Annotated in this window: 24 protein-coding genes and 1 riboswitch; of the genes, 8 read left to right on the top strand and 16 right to left on the bottom strand. The window is 36.5% G+C overall.

The features are described 5' to 3' along the window. Positions 1-623 precede the first annotated feature (623 nt). Positions 624-4,172, top strand: a complete 3,549-nt coding sequence (locus FSZ17_RS04550) for a S8 family serine peptidase (RefSeq protein ID WP_057775883.1) — start codon at positions 624-626, stop codon at positions 4,170-4,172. Positions 4,173-4,449: 277 nt separating this feature from the next. After that, positions 4,450-4,833, top strand: coding sequence for an adenosylmethionine decarboxylase (gene speD / locus FSZ17_RS04545; protein ID WP_057775902.1), 384 nt, complete (start codon positions 4,450-4,452; stop codon positions 4,831-4,833). Positions 4,834-4,934: 101 nt separating this feature from the next. Here speD and FSZ17_RS04540 read toward each other — a convergent pair whose 3' ends face one another. Further along, positions 4,935-5,117, bottom strand: coding sequence for a hypothetical protein (locus FSZ17_RS04540; RefSeq protein WP_057775882.1), 183 nt, complete (start codon positions 5,115-5,117; stop codon positions 4,935-4,937). 604 nt (positions 5,118-5,721) lie between these two features. Here FSZ17_RS04540 and FSZ17_RS04535 point away from each other — a divergent pair. Continuing rightward, positions 5,722-6,618, top strand: coding sequence for a DMT family transporter (locus FSZ17_RS04535; protein WP_057775881.1), 897 nt, complete (start codon positions 5,722-5,724; stop codon positions 6,616-6,618). Between the two features lie 103 nt (positions 6,619-6,721). Here FSZ17_RS04535 and FSZ17_RS04530 read toward each other — a convergent pair whose 3' ends face one another. Then, positions 6,722-7,981 (bottom strand): molybdopterin-dependent oxidoreductase, encoded by a 1,260-nt coding sequence (locus tag FSZ17_RS04530; protein ID WP_057775880.1) that lies wholly within the window; start codon positions 7,979-7,981, stop codon positions 6,722-6,724. 202 nt (positions 7,982-8,183) lie between these two features. On the opposite strand from FSZ17_RS04530, the gene FSZ17_RS04525 reads away from it, so the two are divergent. After that, complete coding sequence (locus tag FSZ17_RS04525; RefSeq protein ID WP_146846378.1) at positions 8,184-9,737, top strand: hypothetical protein; 1,554 nt, start codon at positions 8,184-8,186, stop codon at positions 9,735-9,737. 3 nt (positions 9,738-9,740) lie between these two features. Continuing rightward, on the top strand, positions 9,741-10,463 hold the full coding sequence (locus FSZ17_RS04520) for a class D sortase (RefSeq protein WP_082625384.1): 723 nt from the start codon (positions 9,741-9,743) through the stop codon (positions 10,461-10,463). A gap of 327 nt (positions 10,464-10,790) precedes the next feature. On the opposite strand, the gene FSZ17_RS04515 is transcribed toward FSZ17_RS04520, so the two are convergent. Beyond that, positions 10,791-11,954 (bottom strand): MFS transporter, encoded by a 1,164-nt coding sequence (locus tag FSZ17_RS04515; protein WP_057775877.1) that lies wholly within the window; start codon positions 11,952-11,954, stop codon positions 10,791-10,793. A gap of 177 nt (positions 11,955-12,131) precedes the next feature. Between FSZ17_RS04515 and FSZ17_RS04510 the strand changes: the two genes are divergently transcribed. Together FSZ17_RS04510 and FSZ17_RS04505 are read left to right on the top strand one after the other, a co-directional pair. Next, positions 12,132-12,446, top strand: a complete 315-nt coding sequence (locus tag FSZ17_RS04510; RefSeq protein ID WP_057775901.1) for a winged helix-turn-helix transcriptional regulator — start codon at positions 12,132-12,134, stop codon at positions 12,444-12,446. A gap of 17 nt (positions 12,447-12,463) precedes the next feature. Next, a complete protein-coding gene (locus FSZ17_RS04505; protein WP_057775876.1) occupies positions 12,464-13,399 on the top strand; it encodes a DsbA family oxidoreductase in 936 nt (311 codons plus the stop codon). A gap of 261 nt (positions 13,400-13,660) precedes the next feature. Here FSZ17_RS04505 and FSZ17_RS04495 read toward each other — a convergent pair whose 3' ends face one another. The 13 genes from FSZ17_RS04495 to FSZ17_RS04435 form a co-directional block, all read right to left on the bottom strand. Then, positions 13,661-14,824 (bottom strand): DUF4317 domain-containing protein, encoded by a 1,164-nt coding sequence (locus FSZ17_RS04495; RefSeq protein ID WP_057775900.1) that lies wholly within the window; start codon positions 14,822-14,824, stop codon positions 13,661-13,663. Between the two features lie 161 nt (positions 14,825-14,985). Then, a complete protein-coding gene (locus FSZ17_RS04490; RefSeq protein ID WP_057775875.1) occupies positions 14,986-16,374 on the bottom strand; it encodes a M28 family metallopeptidase in 1,389 nt (462 codons plus the stop codon). Between the two features lie 169 nt (positions 16,375-16,543). Then, entirely contained in the window at positions 16,544-16,759 is a 216-nt protein-coding gene (locus tag FSZ17_RS04485; RefSeq protein WP_057775874.1) for a DUF5316 family protein, read from the bottom strand. A 135-nt stretch (positions 16,760-16,894) separates the two neighbouring features. Next, positions 16,895-17,215 carry a YqfO family protein gene (locus FSZ17_RS04480; RefSeq protein WP_057775873.1) on the bottom strand — a complete coding sequence of 107 codons (321 nt, stop codon included), beginning with the start codon at positions 17,213-17,215 and terminating at the stop codon, positions 16,895-16,897. 84 nt (positions 17,216-17,299) lie between these two features. Next, positions 17,300-17,560 (bottom strand): hypothetical protein, encoded by a 261-nt coding sequence (locus FSZ17_RS04475; RefSeq protein WP_057775872.1) that lies wholly within the window; start codon positions 17,558-17,560, stop codon positions 17,300-17,302. 154 nt (positions 17,561-17,714) lie between these two features. Continuing rightward, positions 17,715-18,236 carry a hypothetical protein gene (locus FSZ17_RS04470; protein WP_057775871.1) on the bottom strand — a complete coding sequence of 174 codons (522 nt, stop codon included), beginning with the start codon at positions 18,234-18,236 and terminating at the stop codon, positions 17,715-17,717. Positions 18,237-18,554: 318 nt separating this feature from the next. Further along, entirely contained in the window at positions 18,555-19,271 is a 717-nt protein-coding gene (locus FSZ17_RS04465; RefSeq protein WP_057775870.1) for an MOSC domain-containing protein, read from the bottom strand. 136 nt (positions 19,272-19,407) lie between these two features. Then, positions 19,408-19,854, bottom strand: coding sequence for a GNAT family N-acetyltransferase (locus FSZ17_RS04460; RefSeq protein WP_057775869.1), 447 nt, complete (start codon positions 19,852-19,854; stop codon positions 19,408-19,410). Positions 19,855-19,885: 31 nt separating this feature from the next. Beyond that, positions 19,886-20,659 (bottom strand): hypothetical protein, encoded by a 774-nt coding sequence (locus FSZ17_RS04455; RefSeq protein ID WP_057775868.1) that lies wholly within the window; start codon positions 20,657-20,659, stop codon positions 19,886-19,888. 393 nt (positions 20,660-21,052) lie between these two features. Next, positions 21,053-21,541 (bottom strand): GNAT family N-acetyltransferase, encoded by a 489-nt coding sequence (locus tag FSZ17_RS04450; protein WP_057775867.1) that lies wholly within the window; start codon positions 21,539-21,541, stop codon positions 21,053-21,055. Between the two features lie 30 nt (positions 21,542-21,571). Further along, positions 21,572-22,390, bottom strand: a complete 819-nt coding sequence (locus tag FSZ17_RS04445; protein WP_057775866.1) for a VanW family protein — start codon at positions 22,388-22,390, stop codon at positions 21,572-21,574. Between the two features lie 201 nt (positions 22,391-22,591). Continuing rightward, positions 22,592-22,984: a DUF4181 domain-containing protein gene (locus FSZ17_RS04440; RefSeq protein WP_057775865.1), complete on the bottom strand. Its 393-nt coding sequence runs from the start codon at positions 22,982-22,984 to the stop codon at positions 22,592-22,594. Between the two features lie 381 nt (positions 22,985-23,365). Then, positions 23,366-25,051, bottom strand: a complete 1,686-nt coding sequence (locus FSZ17_RS04435; protein WP_057775864.1) for a methyl-accepting chemotaxis protein — start codon at positions 25,049-25,051, stop codon at positions 23,366-23,368. Positions 25,052-25,280: 229 nt separating this feature from the next. Then, positions 25,281-25,375, bottom strand: a riboswitch (cyclic di-GMP riboswitch). A gap of 350 nt (positions 25,376-25,725) precedes the next feature. Between FSZ17_RS04435 and FSZ17_RS04430 the strand changes: the two genes are divergently transcribed. Next, positions 25,726-26,166, top strand: coding sequence for a GNAT family N-acetyltransferase (locus FSZ17_RS04430; protein WP_057775863.1), 441 nt, complete (start codon positions 25,726-25,728; stop codon positions 26,164-26,166). Positions 26,167-26,211: the final 45 nt, after the last annotated feature.

Here is a 26,211-nt window from a genome sequence, read left to right as displayed (position 1 = left end):
CGAATCATAACAAAAGGAAAGCAACCAGCAGCCATAAAAGTAAGAATCATGGCAATGAGATTCCCTTTGTTACGATTGATTTTTCAAAACCACTCATTGCTGGTTTAAAGGGAAAGCTGCTGGATTTATTATACTTATATCAGTGCCTGTCACCCGACCCTCAGAAGAGATATAACTTTCCGTCTGTAAAATATAAAAAAAGTTATAACGTTTATTAGTGTTCTTTAATTATAAAATATAACTTCTGTTATAATTTCCCCCAATCCAAGTGCACAGTCAGCTAAATTTCAACACGAAATTAAGTCATATTAATATTTTTTTCTTTTTTATTTTACCAAATACAATCAAAAAACTTATTTTCTAGTACCTTTATGTATAAAAATGTAAGTGGAATTACTTGGATATTCCCCCCATTTACTAAAGTTCTTAGCCTAATCTATAATTTCAATTGAGTGAATTTTCAGATTGCTAAATATCATATACAACGAATCCAAATTCATACTAGATTAGTTGAAAAGTAGCCGAAGAAAGATCGATGGATAAATGTGAAGTTGAGTTAGAAATCCTTCACATTTTTCATAATATTTTAATTTACTATTTTTAGCTAAAAAAGGAGAGGTTTGATGAAGAAAAGTAGAAACAAAAAAATGATTAATGCCATGACAGTAGGGGTGTTGGCTACCGGAGTACTTTTGGGGACAAGTACAACAAATTCATTTGCTATTAATGAAACTGGTGCCAACGATTTAGAAGCTACACAAAATGGAATTCAAGAAAGTATTAAGACCTCGAGAAGTCTTTATGTTGATGAAAACACCGAGCAAACGGAAACAATTAATAAGGGAATACATGATGATGAGAATTCTAACAACATCATGGGTGTTCAATATGCTCCAGATGAAAAGGTAAGGGTCATTATTGAACTAAAGGATGCCCCAGCTAAGGATGCAAAGGAAAACAAAGTAAAAATGAATAAATTAAAAAGTGGGCATAAAAAAGTAAAAGATAATATTACAAACAAAGGTATTAAAGGTGAATTTAGGCATGATTACACTCTAGGTGTAAACGGTTTTAGTATGGAAACTGAATATAAAAACATCAAGGAAATAAAGGATCTTCCAGAAGTGTCCAGGGTAACGATCGCAAGAACACATAGTTATGATATGGTATCAAGTAAAAACATGGTTAATGCACCAACGGTTTGGAAGAAGCTTGGACTTGAAGGTGATGGTATGGTCGTCGCTGTTGTTGATTCCGGTGTAGATTATCGTCATCAGGATATGAAGCTTACTGAAAATGGGAAAAAACAGGCTCGTTTAACTGAGGAAAATTTAAGAGAAAAATTAGATGGAACTGATGTAAATGATGTCTATTATACAGATAAAGTGCCAACAGGATATGACTGGGCAGATAATGATAACAATGTTATACCAAAAGGTGCCCATGGTACACACGTTGCAGGTATTATTGGAGCAAATGGAGATGAAAGCACTGATGGAGTAGTAGGAATAGCTCCTGGTGTTCAAATCATAGCTGAAAAAGTATTCTCCGATACAGCGGCTGGAGCTTGGGATGATGATATTATCGCAGGAGTACAGCATGCAGTGGAAATGGGGGCAGATGTTATCAATCTAAGTCTAGGTTCCCCTACTGGAACAGTTGATGAAGAGTATGATCCTTTACAAAAGGCGATCAGAAATGCAGTTGAGCAGGGTACAATGGTTGTTGCAGCTGGTGGTAATGATTATTATAGTACTTTAAACGGTGTTTCATTACCACAGGCAAAAGCTCCATTTGCAGAAAATCCAGACATCGGAATGGTAGGAGCACCAGGTGTTAGCCCTTTTGCACTTCAAGTTGCATCCTATGAAAATGATAAACAAAAGGTATTTAAAGCGAGACTATCTTCTGGACACGAAATGGGTTATCAAAAAACATATACGAACGCTGATATTGTTACCAGATTAGGTGAGAACAAGGAATATGATTTAATATATGCCAAGGCAGGAAAGTATGAGGATTTTAAGGATATTGGAGATTGTACAGGTAAGATCGTAGTGGTGGGAACAGATGAAAGTTATAATAGTTATTTCCCTATTCAACAACTTGCCCAAAACAAAGGTGCAGTTGCCGTTATTATGAGGGCACCAACTAGTTATAGTGACTATCCGAGAGTACCTGTTGCGTCATCATATTTACCATTAGTAACAACAAGTATTGCAGATGGTAATAATCTTATAGAAAAACTTAAAAATGGTGAAAGTTTAAAAATGTCTTTCTCCAATAATCCGTTATGGGTAAATCATGATAGAGCAGAGACAATGTCTGGTTTTTCTTCATGGGGAACACCAGAAAACTTAGACTTTAAACCAGAAATATCAGCTCCAGGAGGAAGAATATATTCAACAACATTAAACAATGAGTATGATGTATTTAGTGGAACATCAATGGCAGCGCCACATGTTGCAGGAGGGGCAGCACTGGTTCTTGAAGCATTAAAGGCCAAAGGGGAAGACAAGAATATGGAAACCGCTCTTAAGGCTAAAATTATGCTGATGAACACTTCAAAGATTTTAATTGATAAAACAAGCAGAGAGCAAACCCCATATTCACCTAGAAAACAAGGTTCAGGACTAATGCAGATTGATAAGGCCATTGAAACACCTGCATTGGTTTATGATCGAGAAGCAAGTTTAGAAAAAGCTGGAGCAGTTGCATTAAAAGAGATTAAGGGCAACAAGGCAAGATTTAATTTAACTGTTCAAGCTTTAGATGGAAAATCAATACCTAAAGATTTAAATTATGACGTATATATAGATGTATTAACAGATGAAACAGCGGTCAAAAACTATGATAATGACTTAGATGGAACGATAGATAAAACAGCCAATACCTTGACGATGAAGAGCATTAGGGTTGATGGTGCAGATGTAAAGGTAAATGGAAAAAGAATTTCAAATGAAGATTCAAGTTTAATTCATATAAAAAAGGGTAAAAAAGAAGAGTTAAACTTTGAAATTGATTTTTCAAATGCTACTAATTTAAAGGATAATATGTTTGTTGAAGGATTTGTTAGACTCGTACCTCATGATAATAATCAAATACCTGAACTAACCGTTCCTTATATGGGCTTCTATGGAGATTGGAATGCTGTAAAGAATATCGATGCACCTGCATATGACTCGGATAATTACTTTATTAATTACACTTATTTACTTGATCAAAGAGATGCTGAGGGTCCTCTTGGATATGATCCATTAACCAAGAAAATAGACCCTGAAAGACATGCAACATCACCAAAATCAATGTTAGATGGTCCGTTTCCTCAGTATACCTTGTTAAGAAATGTAAAGGAATTAGTTCTACTTGTAGAAGATAAAAACGGTAATGTTATAAAACATATAACTGATTTTGATTTTTACAATTCAGGTAATATAAAAATTAAAAAAACTTTAATGCCATTTAACAAGTATGCATATGCAGATCCAGGTCTATATTGGGATATGACAGATGATAGTGGAAATATAGTACCTGACGATAAATATTACATTGTCTTAAAATCAACCTTAGACTGGGAAAATGCAAAACCACAAATGCTTAAATTTCCTATTAAGGTGGATTCAGTAGCACCTGAGGCTAAAAATATACAAGTAACAGAAGAAAATGGGAAGTATAGAATCTCATGGGATGTGGATGAAGAAGGTGGAAGTGGTTACGAAGGAGCCATTCTTTTCGTAAATGGAAAATACGTCATCCAAAAAGATGGAATGACCTCCTATGTTGTGAATACAAAACCAGAGGGTATAGTTGTTTTGGCATATGATTATGCTTATAACGTACGCCACACTGTTTATGGTACACCTATGATCGATTATAAAATGCTCATCTCATACTTCAGTGTATATGGACCAAGCGTAAACTACAAAACTCCAGCAGTGTTTTCTGCATACGCAAATAAGAAAATTGACTGGACCGTAACAATTAAGGATCCTAGTGGAAATGTAGCAGAAACTCTTTCCTATAAAAATGTATGGAATATGGAGTCAACCAAATGGTATCCAAAACAGGGGCAGCCAAATGGAATTTATACCATAACATTTGATGGTGTTGATGAGTTCGGATTTAAAGTTACAACACCGCCAAAAACAATAACTGTAGTGAATAATCAATAATTATTAAACTTAAATAAAAGGAAGTAAATTCTCCTTGTTGGGAAATTTACTTCTTTTTTATTCTTATAAACTTCACCAACACCCCATGTGTTGCCACATACACTCAGGAATTACCTACTTCAATGATCAAAGATACAGCAAAATTCTCTTTAATCGTTTTAATATCAGACCGTGCTTTTATTTCAAAAAGGAAATATGGATTTTTTCTTACACTATACTTTGTCCACGCCATTTCAACAGGACAGCGTATGATATTAGTGCAAGCTAGAGAGGAGTGATACCATCGGAACATCAAACTTTTGGAAGGCATATAGTGGTTGACGCCTGGGGAATAGAATTTGACAAAATAAACAATCTAGATTTTTTAAAACACCATATGGAGCATGCTGCAACTGTGATCGGAGCAACCATATTATCAGTTTCCGGATGGTCATTTAATCCATATGGAGCTACAGTTATGGTTGTATTATCGGAAAGCCATTTGTCCATTCATACGTATCCTGAAAAAGAGTTTGCTGCCATTGATGGATATACGTGCGGGGAAGAAATTGATCCTAAAATGGCGATGGACTACCTGCTAAACATTTTTCAACCCAAACATGTATTTACGAAAAAGATCATTCGCGGATCTGGTGATCTCGTCATTGTCCCCATGGAATAATCATTGAAATGACTCTATAACAATTTTAGAAGGAGAAGCACTTAAAGCCGGGCACTTCACTGATGTTCCCGGCTTAGAGTACTATGAGAATAACATTTAGCTTAGTTTTTTTCTTTATTTGACTTAAATAGGAAAAATGAAATGACTCCTGAAAAAATAGCTGCCCCAACTGAAATCAACACTCTCGTACCATATTCAATTTCCGAATAATCTCTCTTAAGCATCCACATCGCAAGAGCTCCTACAAAGAGCATAATTGGAATAATCAAAGTTAACTTCCGCATCTTCTAACTTCCTTTCTGCATAAAGTGAAACTTCCATCAGTGGGGGGTTTTTTTCATCCCCCACTGATGGTTAGTTGAACCAATCGGGCTTTTACGGGCAGTTGTCCACCACCTATCTTCCTCGCTTCTCTCTCAATCTTGAGGTGGGGTTCTTACTGCCCGTTAATGCGGGATAAACCATATAAGGAAAAACCCTATTTTAATAGGATAGCATATTTAATCTAAAGATATGAATACCCCATATCCAATATAAAGTGAAACTTCCATCAGTGGGGGTTTTCCGACGTACAGGACGTGCTAGTGCCGACGTTGCCACAGGACGTGGCGTTCTTAGTCGGCTTTCATCCCCCACTGATGGTTAGTTGCGGCCCACAGGAAGTGGGTCACGCAGACGTTGCCACACGATGTGGCGCTTTTAGTCTGTGTTCATTTTACGGGCCTTTATGGGCAGTTGATCCCCCACTTAGGTTTCTTTCATTCTCTCGCAACCTTGAAGTGGGGGTCTTACTGCCCGTTAATCTGCGATAAATGGCCATCCCGTATTGCGTCCAATACACTCTCATGATAACTTGTTCTTATGAAATTATGGGTTGGGGGGAGCAGTTTGAACGCTAAGGCATTTTTATTAGCCTCATTTACAGTCATTATTTGGGGATCTACATTTGCTGCCATTCGAGCAAGTTTACACGGAGGCTATTCATCCGGCCATTTAATCCTTGTCCGTTTTCTTATTGCTTCGGGTATCTTTGTCTTGTATGCACTTTGGCCAGGCGTTAAATTTCGGTTGCCAAAAAAGGAAGATCTTCTTAGAATTTCAATACTAGCCTTCATTGGCATTAGTATTTATCACATTGGAGTAACTTTCGGTGAGCAAACAGTATCTGCTGGTACTGCTGGTATGCTTATCGGTTCAACTCCTATCTTCTCAGCGGTCCTAGCTGTAATTGTATTAAAAGAACGGCTAGGTATACTCGGCTGGGTTGGTCTAGGTATTGGTTTTATAGGGATTGTGATCATCACTTTTGGATCTGCAGAATCACTGCAAATATCTCAAGGAGCCCTTTTAATACTGATGTCCGCAATTGCCACATCGGTATTTTTTGTTTTTCAAAAACCACTCTTCGATCGTTATCACCCGATAGAATTAACGGCTTATTTTACATGGATTGGAACATTGCCTTTTCTTATATTTTCTCCAGGACTTGTTCAAGAATTACAGCATGCAACAATGGAAGCACACCTATCTGCTATTTTTGTTGGTGTATTTCCTGCGGCTATTGGCTATGTTACTTGGGCGCTTGCCCTTTCAATGGGAAAAGCTAGTTCTGTAACAAGCCTGCTGTATTTGGAACCAATCATTGCAATTATCGTTGCGTGGCTTTGGCTTGATGAGTGGCCAAGTACCATTTCCATCATGGGAGGCATCATTGCAATCTCTGGTGTCCTTTTCGTCAACCTATTAGGGAAAAAGCGTCAATCAGTATCAGAAGAAGCAGCATAAGGAGATCCATCAGTGGGAGTTTTATTCGTACCCACTGATGGTTAATTGAAGTACTCAAACTTAGTACGCCACTCCTCTGTATGATAGGGATATCCCCTTCTCTCTAGCTTTTTACCCATGCGTTTGTATCGTACCCTCGAACTTCCCAATAACCTAAATGTTCCTCATCAATTAACTCAATCCCCTGTAACCATTTTACTGATTTGTAAGCGTACATTTTAGGAACAACAAGCCTTACAGGTCCTCCTAATTTTTGTGGAATTGGTTTTCCATCCATTAATACAGCGACCAGCACATCATCCATCCTTGCTTGCTCTAGAGAAAGAGTATCCGTGTATACTCCGTCTCCAGAGATGAATAAAACATTTTTGGCTTTGCTGCTTACTCCTGCTTGATCTAAAAAATCAGAGAGCGGAATGCCTTCCCATGTTACACTGTAAACGGACCAGCCAGTGACACAATGAAAATCGCTAACTTGAACTCGTCGCTTTATTTTTAAAAATTCTTCCCAAGTAAACAATCTTGGCTTATCTACTAATCCGCCAATAGCGAATTTCCATGAATCCGATGAAAAAGACGGAATCTCTGTTACCGTATATATTCTAAATTCCCCTTTTGCTCCTCCGCCAATTAGCTGCTGTGACTCAGTTAAAGGAGTGGGATTTGGGATCATCTTATTTCCATCAAGCTTTGAAACTTCTTCTATCGAAGTTCCTCCATTATCAAAGATCCTTTTTAACCAACGAAAAATATATGGACCAAGAGCAAAAATAAAGACCAGCCCAAACACACTGCGAAGAAAAGTCTTTCGGGAAAAAGGCAAGTTCTTCAACTTTGACTTAATAAATTGATCTGCAGTTAATTGTTCGTTTTCATTTTGATGAATAATCCTTGTTGGTGCCTTTTGGCTTTTAACTTTTCTTTTTATCCAGCGGCTTCGTGATATGGAATGATAACTTACATAAGGAATCCCGATCCATGTTAACCAATCATGCCATAACAAAGCAATAGCACTCCATCCTTTTGGCAGATTTCGTTCCTGCCATATGATGATACCCGATATCATCCACCCTGCTAATAGAAAAAGTACAAACCCAAGATTAAACTGCTGGTTTTTCTTCTCCAAAATTTGTTTCACATGTCGGCTGATTAAGGGGAAATAGAGTAAAAGAATGATTACAGAAACAATTCCTGCTATTATATGAACCTCTTTTAATCCTACCCTCATGAATGCAAGGGGGCCGCGCAAGGAAGGAATATATAGAATTATTCCTGTGACTGCTAAAAAAACCACCACCCAAGCATTCCAAAAATGAAGCTTTTTTAGCTTCTTTCCGTACGGTTTCCTATACCACTTTATCATTTGCCACTCTCCCTCATTTTTCATTATTTCTATTATTTATAACGATGAATGGTTTGTTTCGGTTTGATTCTATTAGTGAATTCCATAGATTTTCAGAAGAATCCTACTAAAAAAAATATTTTTTCAATATCAAACCGTTCAAGCAAACGATCCGTTTACTTTAGTGTAGGCAATAAAAAATATATGTTAGGAGAGTGTATGTATGAAACGAATTTCTTTTGCTATTGTGATGATTTTAATGACCTTTTCGCTGCTGGCTACTTCCGTATTTGCCGCAGTTCCAGATTTTCAAACGCTCGGCTTCCCAAATGTAGTCGCTGAGAAAATCATTGATCCCGGAAAAGCTGATTCGATTACATATGGCGATGTGAAAATCGATATCCCTGAAGGTACATTCAAAAACAAAGTGAAATTTCAAGTGTTAGAAGGTCCTTTAGCCGACTTCCAAAAGAATACACCTGATGGAGAAACTTCACTTATGAACTTTGCTTTCAAAGTGACAGACCTATCTACAAATGAATTAGTTGGCATGTTTGAAAAAGCTGTCATGTTTAGCTATACAAACGACAAAGTTAATGCAAACAGCAAATACTATGACACTTTAGAGGATGGCACATTTTCTTTAAATAAAGTGCCTGCTAAGATCGAAGGAACTACGCTATCTCATCCGATTAAAGGCGCTCCTGTTGGTTGGGCTGTGACTTCTCCTACAGAGGTGAAAAACCCGCCTTCAACAGTGCCAGATTTTCAAAAGCTTGGTTTCCCTAATGTAGTCGCTGAGAAGACAATCGAGCCTAACAAAGCTACTTCCATTGAGTATGGCGATGTAAAAATCGATATCCCTGAAGGTACATTCAAAAACACAGTGAAATTTCAAGTGTTAGAAGGTCCTTTAGCCGACTTCCAAAAGAATACACCTGATGGAGAAACTTCACTTATGAATTTCGCTTTCAAAGTGACAGATCTTTCCACAAATGAATTAGTCGGCAAATTCGAAAAAGCTGTCATGTTTAACTATACGAACGACAAAGTTAATGCAAACAGCAAATACTATGACACCACAGTGGATGGTACATTTTCTTTAAATAAAGTGCCTGCAAAGATCGAAGGAACGACGCTGTCTCATCCAATTAAGGGCGCTCCTGTTGGTTGGGCTGTAACTTCTCCTGCAGAGGTGAAAAATCCGCCTGCAACAGTGCCAGATTTTCAAAAGCTTGGTTTCCCAAATGTAGTCGCTGAAAAGACAATCGAACCTAACAAAGCTACTTCTATTGAGTATGGCAATGTGAAAATCGATATCCCTGAAGGTACATTCAAAAACACTGTGAAATTTCAAGTGTTAGAAGGTCCTTTAGCGGACTTCCAAAAGAATGCACCTAATGGAGAAACTGCACTTATGAATTTTGCTTTCAAAGTGACAGACCTTACAACAAATGAATTAGTCGGCAAATTTGAAAAAGCTGTCATGTTTAGCTATACGGACGACAAAATTAATGCAAACAGCAAATACTATGACACTTTAGTAGATGGCACATTCTCTTTAAATAAAGTGCCTGCAAAGATCGAAGGAACGACACTGTCTCATCCAATTAAAGGCGCTCCTGTTGGTTGGGCTGTGACTTCTCTTAATACACCAGTGAAGAACGCAACTTCTCCTGTTACAGGAATGAATGTGATTCCATGGGTTTTGGGAGGAACTGCTCTTCTTCTTGCAGGGATTTCACTGCCATTACTAGCACGCCGCCGTATGAATTAATCGATGACTCGAAAAACTCTTAAGAAGGTATCTGGAGGATTGATTGTACTGGGATTATTAGTCCTCCTTTTCCCTTTTTTCCTATTTGGCTATTCCAAAGCTATGTCCAATGCCTTACGGGAAGAAGCAGAGTCCAGTTACAATGTGGAAAATTCTCCTGAAAATCCAGTACAAGAATTAACTGCATATATAATCTCAGAAAAGGATAAAAGCTCCGATACGGGTGAGACCATCCCAGCACATGAGGAATATCAAACTGGACTGTATCCTGAACCGGCTCCAGAGTTAATCGTTCAGCCGAAAAATGGAGAGGTCATCGGTATGCTTACCATTCCTAATCTCGGGATTAATGAAGCTATTTTAGAAGGAACTGGACAGAAGGAGTTGGCCAAAGCACCAGGCCATCTGCCAGATAGTGTATTTCCAGGACAAATTGGAACAAGCATCATTGCAGCGCACAACTCATCAACCTTTCGTCAATTAGATCAGTTGGAAGAAGGAATGGAATTTTCCGTAACAACTGAACAAGGTGTGTTTACTTTTTCAGTGACTGGACAGCAAATTTTGAATGTAAACGATACACTGCCGAATATGGCTTACCCGGCTATTGCACTCGAGACATGCTACCCATTAGACGCCTTATATTTAACGGATAAACGATTGTTTGTCGAAGCATCATTAATAAAAAGCGAATTAAAACCTAAACAAAAAGAAAGCCTAAATTGATGGCTTTCTTTTTGTTTGGATATATTGAACTTCCCTGTTGATTTCCGCTGCAGGCACTTAGCGATCGCGGGCGGTCCGGAAGCCTCCTCGTCGCTATCGCTCCTGCGGGGTCTCCCTTTGACTCGCTCTCCCGCAGGACTTTGAATAATCTTCCCCGAATAAACACCGCACGAAGGAAATGCGAATGCATTTTCGAGGATCTCGCGCCTTCCGCTCCAATCAACAACAAAATAGCGTAATTAACTATGAGCTTTAACACAGCCTTTTGTTTATAAAAAAACCTAATTGAAAAATGAATACCGCTCCTAAAAGGGTCAGTTGATTTAATTATTCTTGGGATGACAATACTTGCGTTCTTTTTTTAGACATCGAAAGGACAGCTGTTCCTAGAGCAAAAATGATAAATACACCACCTATTGTCGGGTTTAGCTCCACAGATGTCTGCTCAATCACAACGCCTCCAATCAATGAACCCAAGGCGATCCCAATATGAACCGCCGAATTATTTAGCGTTTGCTGTATGTCCGAAGCCTCATGCGATAATTCGATTAAATAGCTTTGCACGGCTGGCGTAATAGCCCAGCTTAGCATACTATAGATGACCAACAAGCATAAGAATATTGGTAAAGAAGCAGTCGTGAAAGGGATTAAAAACATTGACAGCCCAAAGAGAATAGTGACTGATAAAATTGTAGACTTCGTACCGAAACGGTCAGCAAGTATGCCTCCAATTCCCCCGCCGACAACTGCTGCAATCCCGAAAACGAAATAAACGATACTCACCCACGTTCCATCTAATCCCATTTCTAATTTTAAAAACGGTGTCAAATATCCATAAAATGTTAAATGCCCAGCTAAAAAAATCAAGGATGTTAATTGGACAAGTAATATTTTTCGATTTTTCAATGTGCGAAGTTGATTGCCAATGGAAATAGCAGGCTTAGGCGGTATGTTTCCTAAAAAGAAATGCACACCTGCCATTGAAACAAGTGTTAGGAATGAAATCATGACAAAAGGAGCTCGCCATCCAAATGCATTTCCAAGCATTAATCCAAACGGAATCCCCAACACAAGCGATGCACTGATACCCATAAATACGATTGCGATGGCCCGTGCACGATATTTTTCTTCTACAATACTTGGAACCATCGTTAAACATAAAGCAATTAGCAATGAGCCGCTTGAAGCTGAAATGATACGGCCAACTAGCAATATACTATAATATGGACTGAATACAGCGACTACATTCCCTACAAAGAAGACGAATAGCGAAATCAAAGTCAGCCGCTTGCGTTCCACCTTTTGTGTTACCGTTAATAAAATAGGCGCAGCGATCGCAAATGCAATTGAAAATGCTGTCATTAAAAAGCCTGCTTGACCTAGACTTACATTTAAGTCTTCTGCAACCAAATCTAATAAACCACCTATGATTAACTCAACCATCCCGACAACAAACGAGACAATTGCTAATAAATAAACACGTTTATTCATTGTTAAAGACCTCCTAAAGTACCTTAACCATGTTACCGATTTATGTAAAATAATACAAGAGGTAAGCCCTTCACATTTTCAGCAGGGATGTGTACCAAATATTTTTACTTAAATATACTTTTTATACTTGATATATTTTTTATATTAATTATACTTTTTATTAGGATGGTGATTCTTATTAATATTTGCCCTTTCTTAGAATACTCTATGGAAATATTAGGTAAAAAGTGGAATGGATTACTCATCCATTACCTATCGCTTTGCCCAGATGGAATAGCTCGATTTTCTGATATTAAAAGGGACCTTTCAGACATTACACCTAGAGCACTCTCATTAAAACTTTCTGAATTATCCGAGTACGGACTAATAGAAAAAAAAGTGATTTCTGAACCTACTGTAACTATTTTTTATGAACTTACTGAAAAGGGTCGCTCACTAACTGCTGCACTCGAACCTATTCAAAAATGGGCACACCAATATAAATATCTATAAGAAAAGAGGAGACAAAGATGAGTATCGATAAAATGATCTGCGATTTAGAAACAGGTATTTGTGGAGAAGCTAGTGAAGATTCAATTGAAATGATTGACTTAAACCAGCCTTCAAAAAAAATTACGTTATATTATGTGACTGATCCAATCTGTTCTCATTGCTGGGCATTAGAGCCAGTTCTTCGACGATTTGAAGAGCAGTATGGCCATTATTTCAGCATTCATACTGTGATGGGAGGATTACTAGCAAGCTGGGACGGCTTTGCAGATGTGAGTAATGGCATTAAGAGTCCAGCAGATGTAGCGGGTCACTGGAGAGAAGTCGGTGAGCATTCCCGCATGCCGATTGACGGTTCCTTATGGCTTAATGATCCAATCCAATCTTCCTATCCTCCCTCACGTGTTTATAAAATCATACAGCAAAAAGATGAAAAACTAGCTAAAGTTTTTTTACGCAGGGCAAGAGAAGCTGTTTTCGTCTTTAATCAAAATATTGGAGATAACAAAGTGTTAACGAATATTGTCAATCAAATAGGGCTCGACGGGGAAACAATAGTGAAGGAAGCAGGACTTACTGCGGGACAGCAGCTTTTAGAGCAAGACTTTGCACTTGCAAAAAGCCTTGGTGTACGCGGTTTCCCTACGATCATCATCGTAAACGAAGAGAATAAAGGGGTTAAAATTGTTGGTGCTAGGCCGCTGGAGTATTATGTAAAAGGATTAACACAAGCACTGTCCATAGAAAAGCTTCAATCCCAATCAATTCCCACATTAAAAAACATGCTCGAAAAAGAGGCACTTCTGTTCTCAAAAGAAATTGAAGCATTATATGATCTTGAACAAAATGAGGTTAACACATTTATACAAAAAGAACTTTCACCAGTAGATTATCAGCTTAAAGAGATTTTAGGGGAAATTTATATAGAAAAAGACTGTGTTAAAGCTCAGTATTGATAATGATATTTTGTTGTTGATAGGAGCGGAAGGCGCGAGATCCTCGAAAATGCTAACGCATTTCCTTCGTGCGGTGATCATTCTAGGAAGCTTATTCAATGTCCTGCGGGAGAAGCGAGTCAAAGGGAGACCCCGCAGGAGCGATAGCGACGAGGAGGCTTCCGGACCGCCCACGATCGCTAAGTGCCTGCAGCGGAAATCAACAGGCAAGTTTATCATACGAAAAGCCTCGATAAATTTTACTTTATCGAGGCTTTTACTCTAAAATGTTTCTGGTATTAATTTAAAGCCTTCAATCATGGTATCCTCATCAACCTCGATTAATATACAACGCTTGCCGTTGTAGTTGACCTGTTTGACATATTTTAAATCTTGAGGGCTAATAGAAATATTCGCTACTTTCGTCTGGATTTTAATTGATTTCGTATTAAAATTTGGGACAATGCTGCTTGCTTTCAGCTCATACTTTTCGTCATCGATGACTCTTTGGAATGCCGTTTCGACCTTATCTGAATCAACATCTTCCACTCCACTCACCGTTAATACACGTTCCACATCTTTGTAATCCAATTTAGGTGTGTCTTCCCCTTCATCTTCTACCATCATGCGGTGGACTTCTTCATATACATTGGCAAGTGTAGAAGCATCAACCTGATCTCCAGCTACAGCTTTAACAATTTCTTCGAAGACCGCTTTATCATCTTGTGCGGTCATAATCTCATCGCCATTCAATACTTCCTCGATGAAATGAAAATCAGGCTGATTCGGTTTGCCAGCTGAGTAAAGTACGCGATTTACATCAGCCGAATTTTCAGTGAAGCTAGGAAATAAAAAGCCCGCTACTGGAGATGTAAGATTAATAATGGAGTCGACCACAACACTTGACTTAAATTCCTTTTCAATGTAATCAAACAACAAAGTTCTTTTAGGCTGTTCCGTTTGATTTATGCTGCAAAGAATAAAAGGATGTGAATACACCTCATTCCGTCCGCTCTCTTCAGCTTCCTCATTACTTCTTTTCGTCGGTTTAAAATATTCCCCACGAATAAAGGTTACGACCATGTCCACCTCGTATTGAACGTCTTTAAACATTTTTTCAACCATTAGAAGCATTTGTTCTTTCCATTCTTCTACATCGCTGGATTGCAGACCGTTAAGAAGAATTTGCTGACTGTGATCCTCTGCTTCACGTTTAAACTTTACTTCAAATAACTTCACATCCAATTGACCTGTTAGTACCTTTTTGAAGTTACTGAGGAATAATTCTTGCTGTTCGTGGTCTAACATTGGAAACGGATGACTTTGTTCATGATAAATATCGCTGCTTTCCTTCCTTATATAGACATTAAAAATGTCGGTGATTTTCATTAAATCATTATTAAGCTTGAATTGTTTACGAATGTTAGCTACGTCTTTTTTGTTCACCAAAGTCCAACTCCTAAGCTGTTTGGGTCTGTTAATAAATTATAAGCAATCTGTTTCTATTAGGGAATAGGAAAAAGAGAAGTGCTGCTAACACTTCTCTTTTCTAAAATGTTTTATGAAAGAATTTGGTACTTCCCTTTCTAGCAATCTTTCAGAAACTTTTATTTATTGTTCGCTGGAACTTTCTTTCGAACAACATCGAATAGTCCAGATCCAATGATGTCAAGAGCAGACTGCATTCTTTCAACTGAGATATTGTCTTCAATCGTGTCTTGTGGTGTATGGTAAACCTTTTCAATATGGTAGACAAGCGGGTCCCAGCTGTCAATTCCCATCCAGATGAATAGGGCTGCTGGAATTCCTGCTCGATGGAAATACACATGATCACTAGAACCGAAAGTTCCCGGCAAAATATCGGAGTTACCTAAACGAGCACCTGCAGCTACAGTTGAATCGGTTACAATATTCGTGCTTCCATCGACGGTCATCGCATAAAGATTTTTCGCTTTGTCATAATTGGTTGCAACCATGTCAGGTACAAAGACTGCTTCGATTTGGTCCCTTTGTTCCTGGCTTAATTGCTCAACATAATATTTAGAACCAAGCAAACCTCTTTCCTCTGAACCAAATGCAATAAATTTCAATGTCTTATCGGTATTATACCCTTTATACACACGGGCTAGTTCAAGCATCAAGCCTACACCAGAAGCATTATCATTGGCTCCTGGTGCTCCGACAACACTGTCATGGTGAGCGCCAAGAATCACTTCTTTAACATCTTTATCCTTCGATTTTGCTTCCTTAGTCGCAATGACGTTCACTGATTGAAGGTCTGAATAATGCTTAGACGTTAAATTGACTTCAACAGCTCCTTCTTCCATTTGCTCCTTCAGCCACTCCCCCTGGATATAAGCTGCACCAAAGACTGGCACATCATACTTCTTTGTTAAACTAGGGTTAAATGACTGACCATAATTTCCGCGGCTTCCTACTAAACTTTGAAGAATAACGCCAGCAGCACCAGCTTGTACGGCGTTATCTACCTGTGCACGATAATCAGTTGTTGATGATTCTCTTGCCATGAGAACAACTTTTCCGTTAACATCGTTAAAATCGTTAACATTGGTACCCCCTTCAACATAGACAACCTCTGCTTTTACTGCTGCATCACTAATTTTCCCATTAGGGGCAGCACCCATTTCCCATACCGTGCCGTTGGAAAAAGCAACATCTGCTATGTATTGGTCAGCAACTGGAAAGTATTGATATTCTACATCATATCCATAGCTTTTTAACGTTTTAGCAATGTAGTCTGCTGATTTTTTCTCCGCTTCCAAACCTCCTGGTCTTGTTCCAATTTCTTTCGATAAATATTTAATATGTTCGATTGCGCGTTCAGCATCCACTCTTGCTACGATTTTTTGATCCTGGGAATAAGGGGATTTCCCATTTTCCCCTGCGAGTGGTGCAGCATACCCGACAGACCCGAATGCAAGTGAAGCAGCTAAAACCGTTGCTAATACTTTCGGCATTTTACGATTCTTCTTCATATTTACCTCCCGAATATATTAATAGTTTGCTAATAATAGTATAAGTATAGACGGAAAAAAATCTGAAAATAAGTGTATTAATTCCTAATATTCAGATAATATAATCTATATTTTTGGTTAATTTAGGGAAAAAGTATCACTACTTAATCCCTTCTCTTAACGGGGTCTATTAATCTACGATAAAAAAATATATTAATGCAGCGATACTTAAAGAAACTCCCCCAGCAATACCAGCATAAAATGCTATTTTGGTTCTAAAGTTTCTATGATTGACTGATTCAGAATGAAAATTTGCTCTTTGCTGCTGTCCATCTGTCCACGCTCCTATAAAAAGACCTGAAATGATTATGCACACTACACCCGTTATAAGAAAAAACTGCAGCATTCATACCATCCTCTCTCCAATATAAAAATTTCACCATTCTTATTACCATAAAAATGACTAATACCATCCTATTAATTTATTGAAACAGAATTCTATTTAGAAAAATAGCGATTGCCAGATTGAACAATCGCTACATTAGTTTAATAATGGAATTATATTAATGATCGGTTCTTCATATGGATGAACACTTTTAATAATGTTTACTACCTCATCAATATTCTTATATGAACATCTAAATTCCATTTTACATTCAGTGCCAAAAGATATTTCTCCTACAGTACCATTGAAGGGTTTTGAATCGTCTAATGGTCTCCAATATCCATGAACGATTGAGTAGGAAATTACATTATCGTATTTACCTACTGTTAAAACACCAATGTCGTTTAACTTATTTCTTAATTCTTCAATATACTCTTCTGGTAATAAAACTTCGACCTTAACGTGGTTAATATTCAATTAATTACCTCCTCAATTCTCTTTCTAAGTTTCATTATATTAAATTTTCCGAAAACAACCTCGATACGTATGAATTTGAATGATTTACGAAAATAGAACCGTAACAAGAAACGCAATAAACAACATGATAGAAGAAAGCAAAAATAGGAACTTTAAAGAAACTTTTAAAAACCTAAATAAAAATACAAGAAATACAGCTCCTGCCATAAAAACATATACGACCCATTTGTATGTTTCTAGAAAAAACCATGTTCCAATCCAAATAAAAGAAAGAGCAAAAAGCATCTCGCAGAGGAAGTTTTTCATTTCCAATAGATTTTTTTTATTTTGCTCAGGTGAATTCATTTATTCATTCTCCTCAAATGAAACAAATTTTATTTTAAGAGAATTAGAATATCCCTTTTTAGCTACCAGCCCATTAATATAAAATCATCTATAATCATTAGTTAAAGAAACTAGTAAATTTACTTTATCTCCAATGCCTTACTTACTCCTTTATTTATATCTCTTCGTCGAATTTTTTTAGGATTTCTTTAGAACCATCATCTTTAACTACTGTTACATCAACATCTTTAAAATCACTGATGGCATACCAAAACCTTTTATCTCCTTCAATTTTGATGATTTTCGCTAATTCATTACCAGCGTATACCTTTGAAATAGAGGTATCATTAATCGCTCCTGAATATATGAAAGGAACTTGGTTCATTGCAGACCATTTAACAGGAGAATTCCATGCTGCTCCTCTTGTTTGTCTCCATTCCCATTTATCATTTTCTTTTTCAAGATAAGCGATAAAGATTATTTCTTTTTCTGTACGACGTTCTTTAAATACTGCAATTGCATCATCTTTATGTACAATATTCATTTGCTTATGAATAAGAGTATAAGAATAATCCTTTTCTCCTAGGTGCATTTCATCCATCTTTTTGTGAAAGAATTCTTCAAATGTTTGTTCTTTTGAACAACCAATTAAAAATACCAAACAAGTTAACAGCGAAAATAACCAATTTCTTTTCAATTTTCTCTCCCCCTTGCGGTCGTTCTCTACTTACTATATTTACACCAATTCTTAATACCCATTTTCAACAAAACAGCATCGTTAGCTCCTAATAGAAGATCTCCATTGCAGCCTTACCTTGAAAAATTTAAAGCTAAATCTTTTACTCTTACATTTTTTAAATAGCATTAATGATTTTTCATCTAAATCTTCACCATATGCTTTCATTGATAACTTGCTTCCTCCTCTTATTAAATTCTTATTTTCACTACATTGCTCACCTTAGTTTAATAAGAATAATGCTATCAGAACGGCTACACTTATTGAACAGCGACTGAGTTATCGTATGATTGTTTCATCTCCGACACTCACTTCACCGCCACGTTCAACCTTCGCCCAAACACCAAACATTGCATCATGATTATGGGCTAAATTTCGGAGTATCCGAGCATCCTGTGGTAGTTCTTCTTGAGAATTATTCACCATTACACATCTTGGGAGAGTGGCAACCACTCTCAAGAATACTGTTGGCCCAACTTGGATTAGTCGGTCCACCCAATCATCTTCAATGTATCCAGTTAATTCTGTATCAATTAATAAGTTTGCTCGAAAGCGACGAGGGTCTACTGTCTCTCCTAATTGCTGACTTAACTTGCGTAACGCTGAGGTCGTAATGATACTTACTGGACCCTCATCAAAATGAGAGATGGACTCTTCTCGAGCCAAGGTTACTTGAAATCCGAGCCGCTCACTTAACACCTCATTTACAGCATTATCGTCAGCCCGATAATCCAATCCATCAGGCATAGTTACAATTGGAGTAGCTCCTTCATATCTCGCTCTATAATTAAATAGCCCGTCCATCTGTTGGAATCGGCGTGTAGTCTTACCACTGCCAAACTTTCCGCTCAAGTTTCTTATTGCCCACAAACGATCTCCAATGAGACCTCGATTATTAATTGACACAGATGACAAAGATTCCCCTAAAATGGTTTTGACAGGAAACCGCCGGATTTCCTTGACTTGTCCTATAAGTTGTTCATCCTTATGTTTCATCGTTTCACCCCTGTTTTTTGAACTATCCTAAACAATTCCCTTATATGTGAATGTTGGTAAACCATTATTTCTACTTGATTAGAAAAAAGGCCTTACTCCTATTTGAAGTAAAGCAACAAAAAATAGATATTAACACTTATTCTACTGTGACATTCATCAGAGGTAAGCTCCGGTTAGGAAAGACTGTTGATGGAGTTTCACCAATTCTTTTCGCACCCATTTTTAAATAATAGCCTTCTGCATTTGGATCACTATCAATATTAAACTCTTTCATGTTTAAATGTTTTGCTTTGTTTATTAAATCCTCCCATAATACTTTACCGATTCCCTTACCTATATGGTCCGGATCTATGAACAATGCATCCAAACGATTAGGATTTGTAGAAAGACTATAAAATGCAAGTATTGTGTTATCTTTCTCCAATACGTAAACATGATTTTCTCTCATGTATTGTACTGTTACTGTCAGATCATCTTTACATTTTTCAATAAATTCTTTTGAATATCCCCAATAGGCTTTAGATTTGTAAGCTAATTCACTAAGGACTTCACTGTCTTGATTCTCTGCTTTTCTTATTATCAATGAAGACTCCTCCCGATTGTGTTCTTTCCTTTTAGTTTGGAACGTTTAATATGACGTCCCCGTAAAATTTCCCATCAAACTCAACTTCAATTCTCCATAATCCACCAATAGGGAGTTCGAAAAAAGTTGTAAATCGATTTAAGCTAGGATAACCAGAACTTGGCTCTGTTATCTTTTCCGGAGGTACTGCCGTTATGCGCTCTCCAGTTTCTTTATGATAAGCATACATCGCTAATTTTTTTCCTTTGTAAGTTTCAAATGGTTCTGCAAAACTAAACATATACCCGTAAGATTTTCCTGCGACAAGGTTTGGGTCTGGAAAAATGCTAAACAACACTTTGTCATTTTCAGCATATTCATTTCGGGGTTTCCAATCTATTGTTTTACTTAATAATTCACTTTTTAAAATATGAGCATTGTCTTTATCTAATGATCCAAAGCCTTCATCTTTATTATTACTAATAATTGTTGCAGTGCCGTTATTTTCACCAAACCAAATATCGTATTCATTCAATCTTTCAGGCATGTCTTTATTATATTCAAAAAATAAAGTGGCTTTTACGTCTGCTTTTCTGGCCATTTCTGCTTCTTTATCTTTATTTGGTTCCCATTTTATATTTTCAATTACAGTGGTTATTCTTTCTATTGTTTCACTGTCTGTTATCATGAAAACATCTTCATAATTGCCATCAGGGTTCATTTTCTGAACATCAACTCTTGTCAATTGCCCCTTTTCTTCCTTCATACAACCGGCCATTAATACGATAAATACAAAAAGAAAAGTAACATTTTTTATTTTTTTCATCCCACACCTCCTCCATTGATATAGACTTTCCAAATAACAATAATGTTACAATTTTCCAAACTAAATATTTTCATTATTTAAATAAGTCACTTTCACTATTTACTTTTTTTAGTAATCACCTTATCCAATAAATCATACACAATAAAATCTGTATTCCCTTTCATCCCATTATTTTTGAATTTTTCTTTGTGACCGAATTGATGGGGATTTCTTTTTTACGGGCGCATTCAGCTCTTATTCGTGACCGTTTTGGTGGGGAGTTTCTTTTTTCGGGCACATTGAACTCTTCTTTATCAATAAATTTATCTCCCCATTGTTATACGACGTTTATTGAAAGCCTTTTGTACAAAGAATTAATAAGGTTCTCACATATTCACTTTTAAGAGAAAAATCTTATTCGTAAACTCTGAATACCATTGTTATTGATGTACCCGATACACCAATTTCTTTGAACCCAAGTTTATTATAAATATGGACAGCATTTTCATTATCTAAGTCAACACTTAAGGAAAGAGATTTAAAACCATCTTCCAGTGCTTTCTGAATGATCTTATTCATAAGCAGTGTTCCTACCCCCATTCCTCTAGCATTCTTTGAAACTGCTATTCCTAATTCAGGGGTGTCATGATCAACGTATCCATATCCTTTATTCAATTCATCAAATAATCTGTACCATACCGCTCCCATTTTTTGGTTATTATTATTTATAGCGATTAATGCATTATCACCATTTCGTCCCCAACCTTCATAATATTTTTTTATTTGAGGAAGGTTTAATAAATTCTCTTTAGATGGTTTATTGTTTGGAATATGTATGGACTCATAAAGCATATCCTTAAAAAATTCAAACTCGCTTTCTTCAAGATTTCTTATGTAAAACAATATAGATTTCACCTCATTTTTATTAAAAAATCACACGGTTTTAGGTTGATCCAGAAGCGGTTCATACATCATAATTGCATGGTTTTCCGTAACGAATTCATCATCTATTTGAACTTTTTCTTTGTTAAAAATTTTACGATGAATTCTATTATGTCTGACGTAGCCGCCCCAATACTCCTGTGTAATCAAATGGGCCTGTTCATAAACTTCATAAGCCCGAATGGGAGGAGTATCTGATCTCCATTCTCCTACTAAATGGGTATCAGATAAATATACAATTAATTGGTATGAGTGATTTGTTTCATTTTTTATCTGTAAATCAAGATAGTTGTAAGCACACGTTGCTCCACTGCCAAAAGGCTGACTTCTATTGGAATCTGGAAATACATCATAACTATGACGGTATCTTTCTGTAACAGTTAAAGGAGAATGCAATGTCATCCAATAAATTAAATTCGATAATTGACATAATCCCCCACCAACACCTGTTGTAACCTTACCATAATGTAAAACCATACCATCTACATAACCTTTTCTCCTTGTTGTCTTACCAAGCAATCGCCAATAAGAAAATGTTTCTCCAGGATTGACAATGATTTTATTTAGTTTTTTAGTTGCGACCTTGAGATTCTTCACTTTATTTTGCTGCAACCACATATCTACATCTTTTAATTCTCGGAGTAGTAATGTTTGATGGGTGAAAATCACATGCGGTAATAAAGTGTTGCTCTTTTTTATTGAAAACTTCTTTTTTCCTATGAACCAATTAATATATCTCTTTAAGCGGTAATACTTCTTCCCAAGGTATATTCTAATAGCACTCCTTTTTACAGGTTTAAGAGATTCCATGTATTTTCCCCTACTTCAAAATTATTTTTAAATTAGGATTCCTACTTTTATTTTAACAGAATATTACAACATTCATGGGTAAAGTTCTTTTTATTTGCTAACCCGCCCAATAATAGCTGCAAATCTATTTCCCTCATATTTATCTTCCATAAAGCTGATTTTTATCAAGTAATGCCCTCGTTAATTGAATTAAAAAGGTTCCTATACTCTTTCTCCTACAAACAAAATCAGAAAAGTAACCAGTATCATAAAAGAACCTAAAAATTTATGATAGTAGGATTTTTCAGTTCGGTTTATTAGTAGTTCCTCAATCCCTTGATTTACATTCTGGAGGAAAAACATCCCAAACATTGGGCTTGTTCTGATAACGGGTGAATAAGTATGAAAAGTCGAACCACTATTTAGGTTCAAAAAAATAATAATGAATAAAATAAGAATTAAAAAATCAATAATTTTTGCATAGGTCTTTCTATTCACAGAGAATAACCATTCATATTTGCTTTTGATACCAAGATGTCTTTTCAAATACACTTGATCTACAAGTATATAAATTGTAAAGACAATCACGATGCCTACAACTGAAAATGTATTCACTCTAATCCCCCCTTACCTCAATAAATATACCATAATTAACCAATTTATAATAATAACAAAAAGAAAAGCCCTACAGAGATTTTTCTCTCCACAGAACTTTTCATTAATGACAAAATGTTAACTATTCTTTCTATATTTTCCGGGTGTGTACGCGCTTTCCGTGATCAGACTCAATTTAACGGTAAACTTAATAAAGTGAAACTTCCATCAGTGGGGGTTTTTCTTCATCCCCCACTGATGGTTAGTTGAACCAATCGGGCATTTACGGGCAGTTGATCCCCCACTTACTCTTCTTTGCATACGCGAATCCTTGAAGTGGGGGTCTTACTGCCCGTTAATCTGCGATAAATTCGTATCATTTATTTCACATGAAATATGATTCTAAATTTTAAATCTATTAATTGCTGTTTGTAGATTTAAAGCCATATTACTTAAAGCTGCCGCTGAAGATGATATTTCTTCCATTGAGGCATTTTGTTCTTCTGCTGATGCGGCTACGTTTTGTGTATTTCCTGCAGATTTTTCAGCAATAATGGCTACACCTTCCACCATTTCTACCACATTCTGAGAGCTTGAATTTACCTGTTCTACAATTGCTGACACTTCTTGAGTTTCGTCAGTTATCTGTTCAATGGACTTTACAATATCACTGAATGCATTTCCAGATTGATAAACTAATTTAATGCCCGCATCTACTACAGTTGCTCCATGATTCATAGATTGCACAGCTTTATCTGCTTCTATTTGGATCTCTTGAATAAGTTCGCGTATTTGACTTGCTGCCTCACCAGACTGTTCCGCTAACTTCCTTACTTCATCAGCGACTACTGAAAACCCTTTTCCATGTTCTCCTGCCCTTGCAGCTTCGATTGCAGCATTTAAAGCTAAAAGGTTTGTCTGATCTGCAATTTGGGTAATCAACTCAACGATTTGGCCAATTTCAACTGATTTATCACCAAGGATATTTACTACTTCTTCAGTTTCATTAACAGTTTTTTGAACAAGATTTATTTGTTCAACTGTTTGAGTAACCACTTCATTTCCGGCGACTGCCTTATCATTCGCTGTAGCCGTTAAATCTACAACGGATCGAATGGAAGCTGCAGCCTGATTCATTCCCCTTGAGATTTCTACGACTGATTGATTAACATCTGTAGCATGCGATAGTTGTTTTTCTGACCCTAATGCCACTTCTTGAATTGCGATTGTAATTTGTTCTGTTGTACCACTCGTCTGTTCAGCATTGGCAGTCAGCTCTTCCGAAGTTGCAGTTACTTGTTCAGCATCCAGGCTCACTTCACGAACCAAGAGGCGAAGATTCTCCTTCATTTGGTTAAATGATCTAGCCAGATTTCTAAATTCGTCCCGATTCTTTACATGAACATCCTCTTGAGTAAGATCACATTCCGCGATGGCAGATGCCGCTTTTTCTATTGATAAAATAGGTTTAGTAAGCATTCGAGTAATAACCACGCCAATAATAACCGCTAATACAATAGCAATTATACTTAGGATAAGAACAGTTGATGCAACATTATTAGACAATTCAGAACTAGCGATACTTCCTTCATCCATAAGTTTTTTTTGCTCTTTTGCGAGTCCATCTGCTATATCACGAATTTCTCTCGATAATGGAATAACTTCTTCAATTGCATATATATTTGCTTTTTCCGGATCTTTCTCCATCAAATTTATGACTTCATTTGACATCTGCATAAAGTCATTATTCATTGATTCAAGCTGTTTTAATTTATCTTTATGATCTTGTTGATAAGCTATATCACTTGTAGCTTTTATGCTCTCATTTAGATTATCGATAGATTGTATCAATAAATCCGATGCATCCTTTTCTCTTATTAATACTCCTCTCAAATTACCGCCTTCTCTAGATGCACTGATTTGCATATTCATTGAATTAATTAATATATCTGCCCGCCGATCAACCAAATCTGAGTAAGATTCGTCTACTTTCTTAATGTTGACATATGATATTGAACTAATAATGCCAAGTAAAATGACAACACTCAAAAATCCCGCTAACAACTTTTTCCCAATTGTAAATGTCATATAATATCATCTCTTCTTCAATTATTATTTTGCTTTTTTAATTTTATCTATCTTCAATAGTATGAATCACTTTCCACAATATCTTGCCCCAACAGTACTCTTCGAAAATATAAATTTAGTTCAACTCATTCACTCGCTGTTTATTTCCTTATCATAAACCACCGACTATTTTTTATTTTCACAAAAAAAAACAGCTGTCCATTAAAAATAGAGCAGCAATCACTTTAATATAGGCAACCTGGAGATCATAGTTCAATAGCTAATATAAACGACAGAACCATTATTTTGCTTCCTTATCTTTCAATAAGTCTGCCTACACCAGACTTTGTACCTATGTAAAATCACTCATTACTTTTTCACTTTAACAGTCTAATTAACAAAAATGGAATAGTCAATGAAAGTTAAACATTATTTTACAATAATATACATACTTCGACATTTTTCTGTCATATCTTCTGGATAAAACCTATACAGGCTTTAGTTTAAACATCACTTATTTCGCTCTTTATGCACCCAAGAAGCTACTACAGCGATACTCCAATATCCTTTTTTACTATACATTGATAAATATTCATCAAAAAAAGCATTGAAATTAATGCAGGATTTCTAGAACAGTAAGCGAATTACCAATTCATAATTCTCATTTATTTTTATGAAAGGATTGGAGGAATAACATGATTGATGTTCTAAAAATCAAGCCAGAAATGACCTACAGTCTTAGACATAGTGTTTTACGTCCTCACCAGACAGTTGAGGACTGCAAATATGATACAGATCATGAAGCTGGTGCATTTCATGTTGGAGCATTTTATCAAGGAGAGCTAATTAGTATTGCTTCCTTTTGCGTTGAAAAGAATCCTGATTTTAAAATTGAAAAGCAATATCGTTTAAGAGGAATGGCAACTCTTGAAGAGTTTAGAAAGTTAGGAGCTGGTAGATCACTTGTTACCTTCTCCGAAAGTTTGATAAAAGAGCAGGGGTTTGACCTACTATGGTGTAAAGCAAGAACCACAGTACAAGAATACTATAATAAATTAGGCTTTAAAGTACATGGTGAAATATTTGATTATCCTCCTATTGGTCCACATATTGTGATGTATAAAAAATTAACATAAAAAAACAAAAGGTCAATCTCCTACATAGATTGACCTTTTCGATAA

It is taken from the genome of Cytobacillus dafuensis (assembly GCF_007995155.1).
In the GTDB taxonomy this organism is placed as follows: domain Bacteria; phylum Bacillota; class Bacilli; order Bacillales; family Cytobacillaceae; genus Cytobacillus; species Cytobacillus dafuensis.
This window is presented reverse-complemented; position numbering and strand designations above follow the sequence as displayed.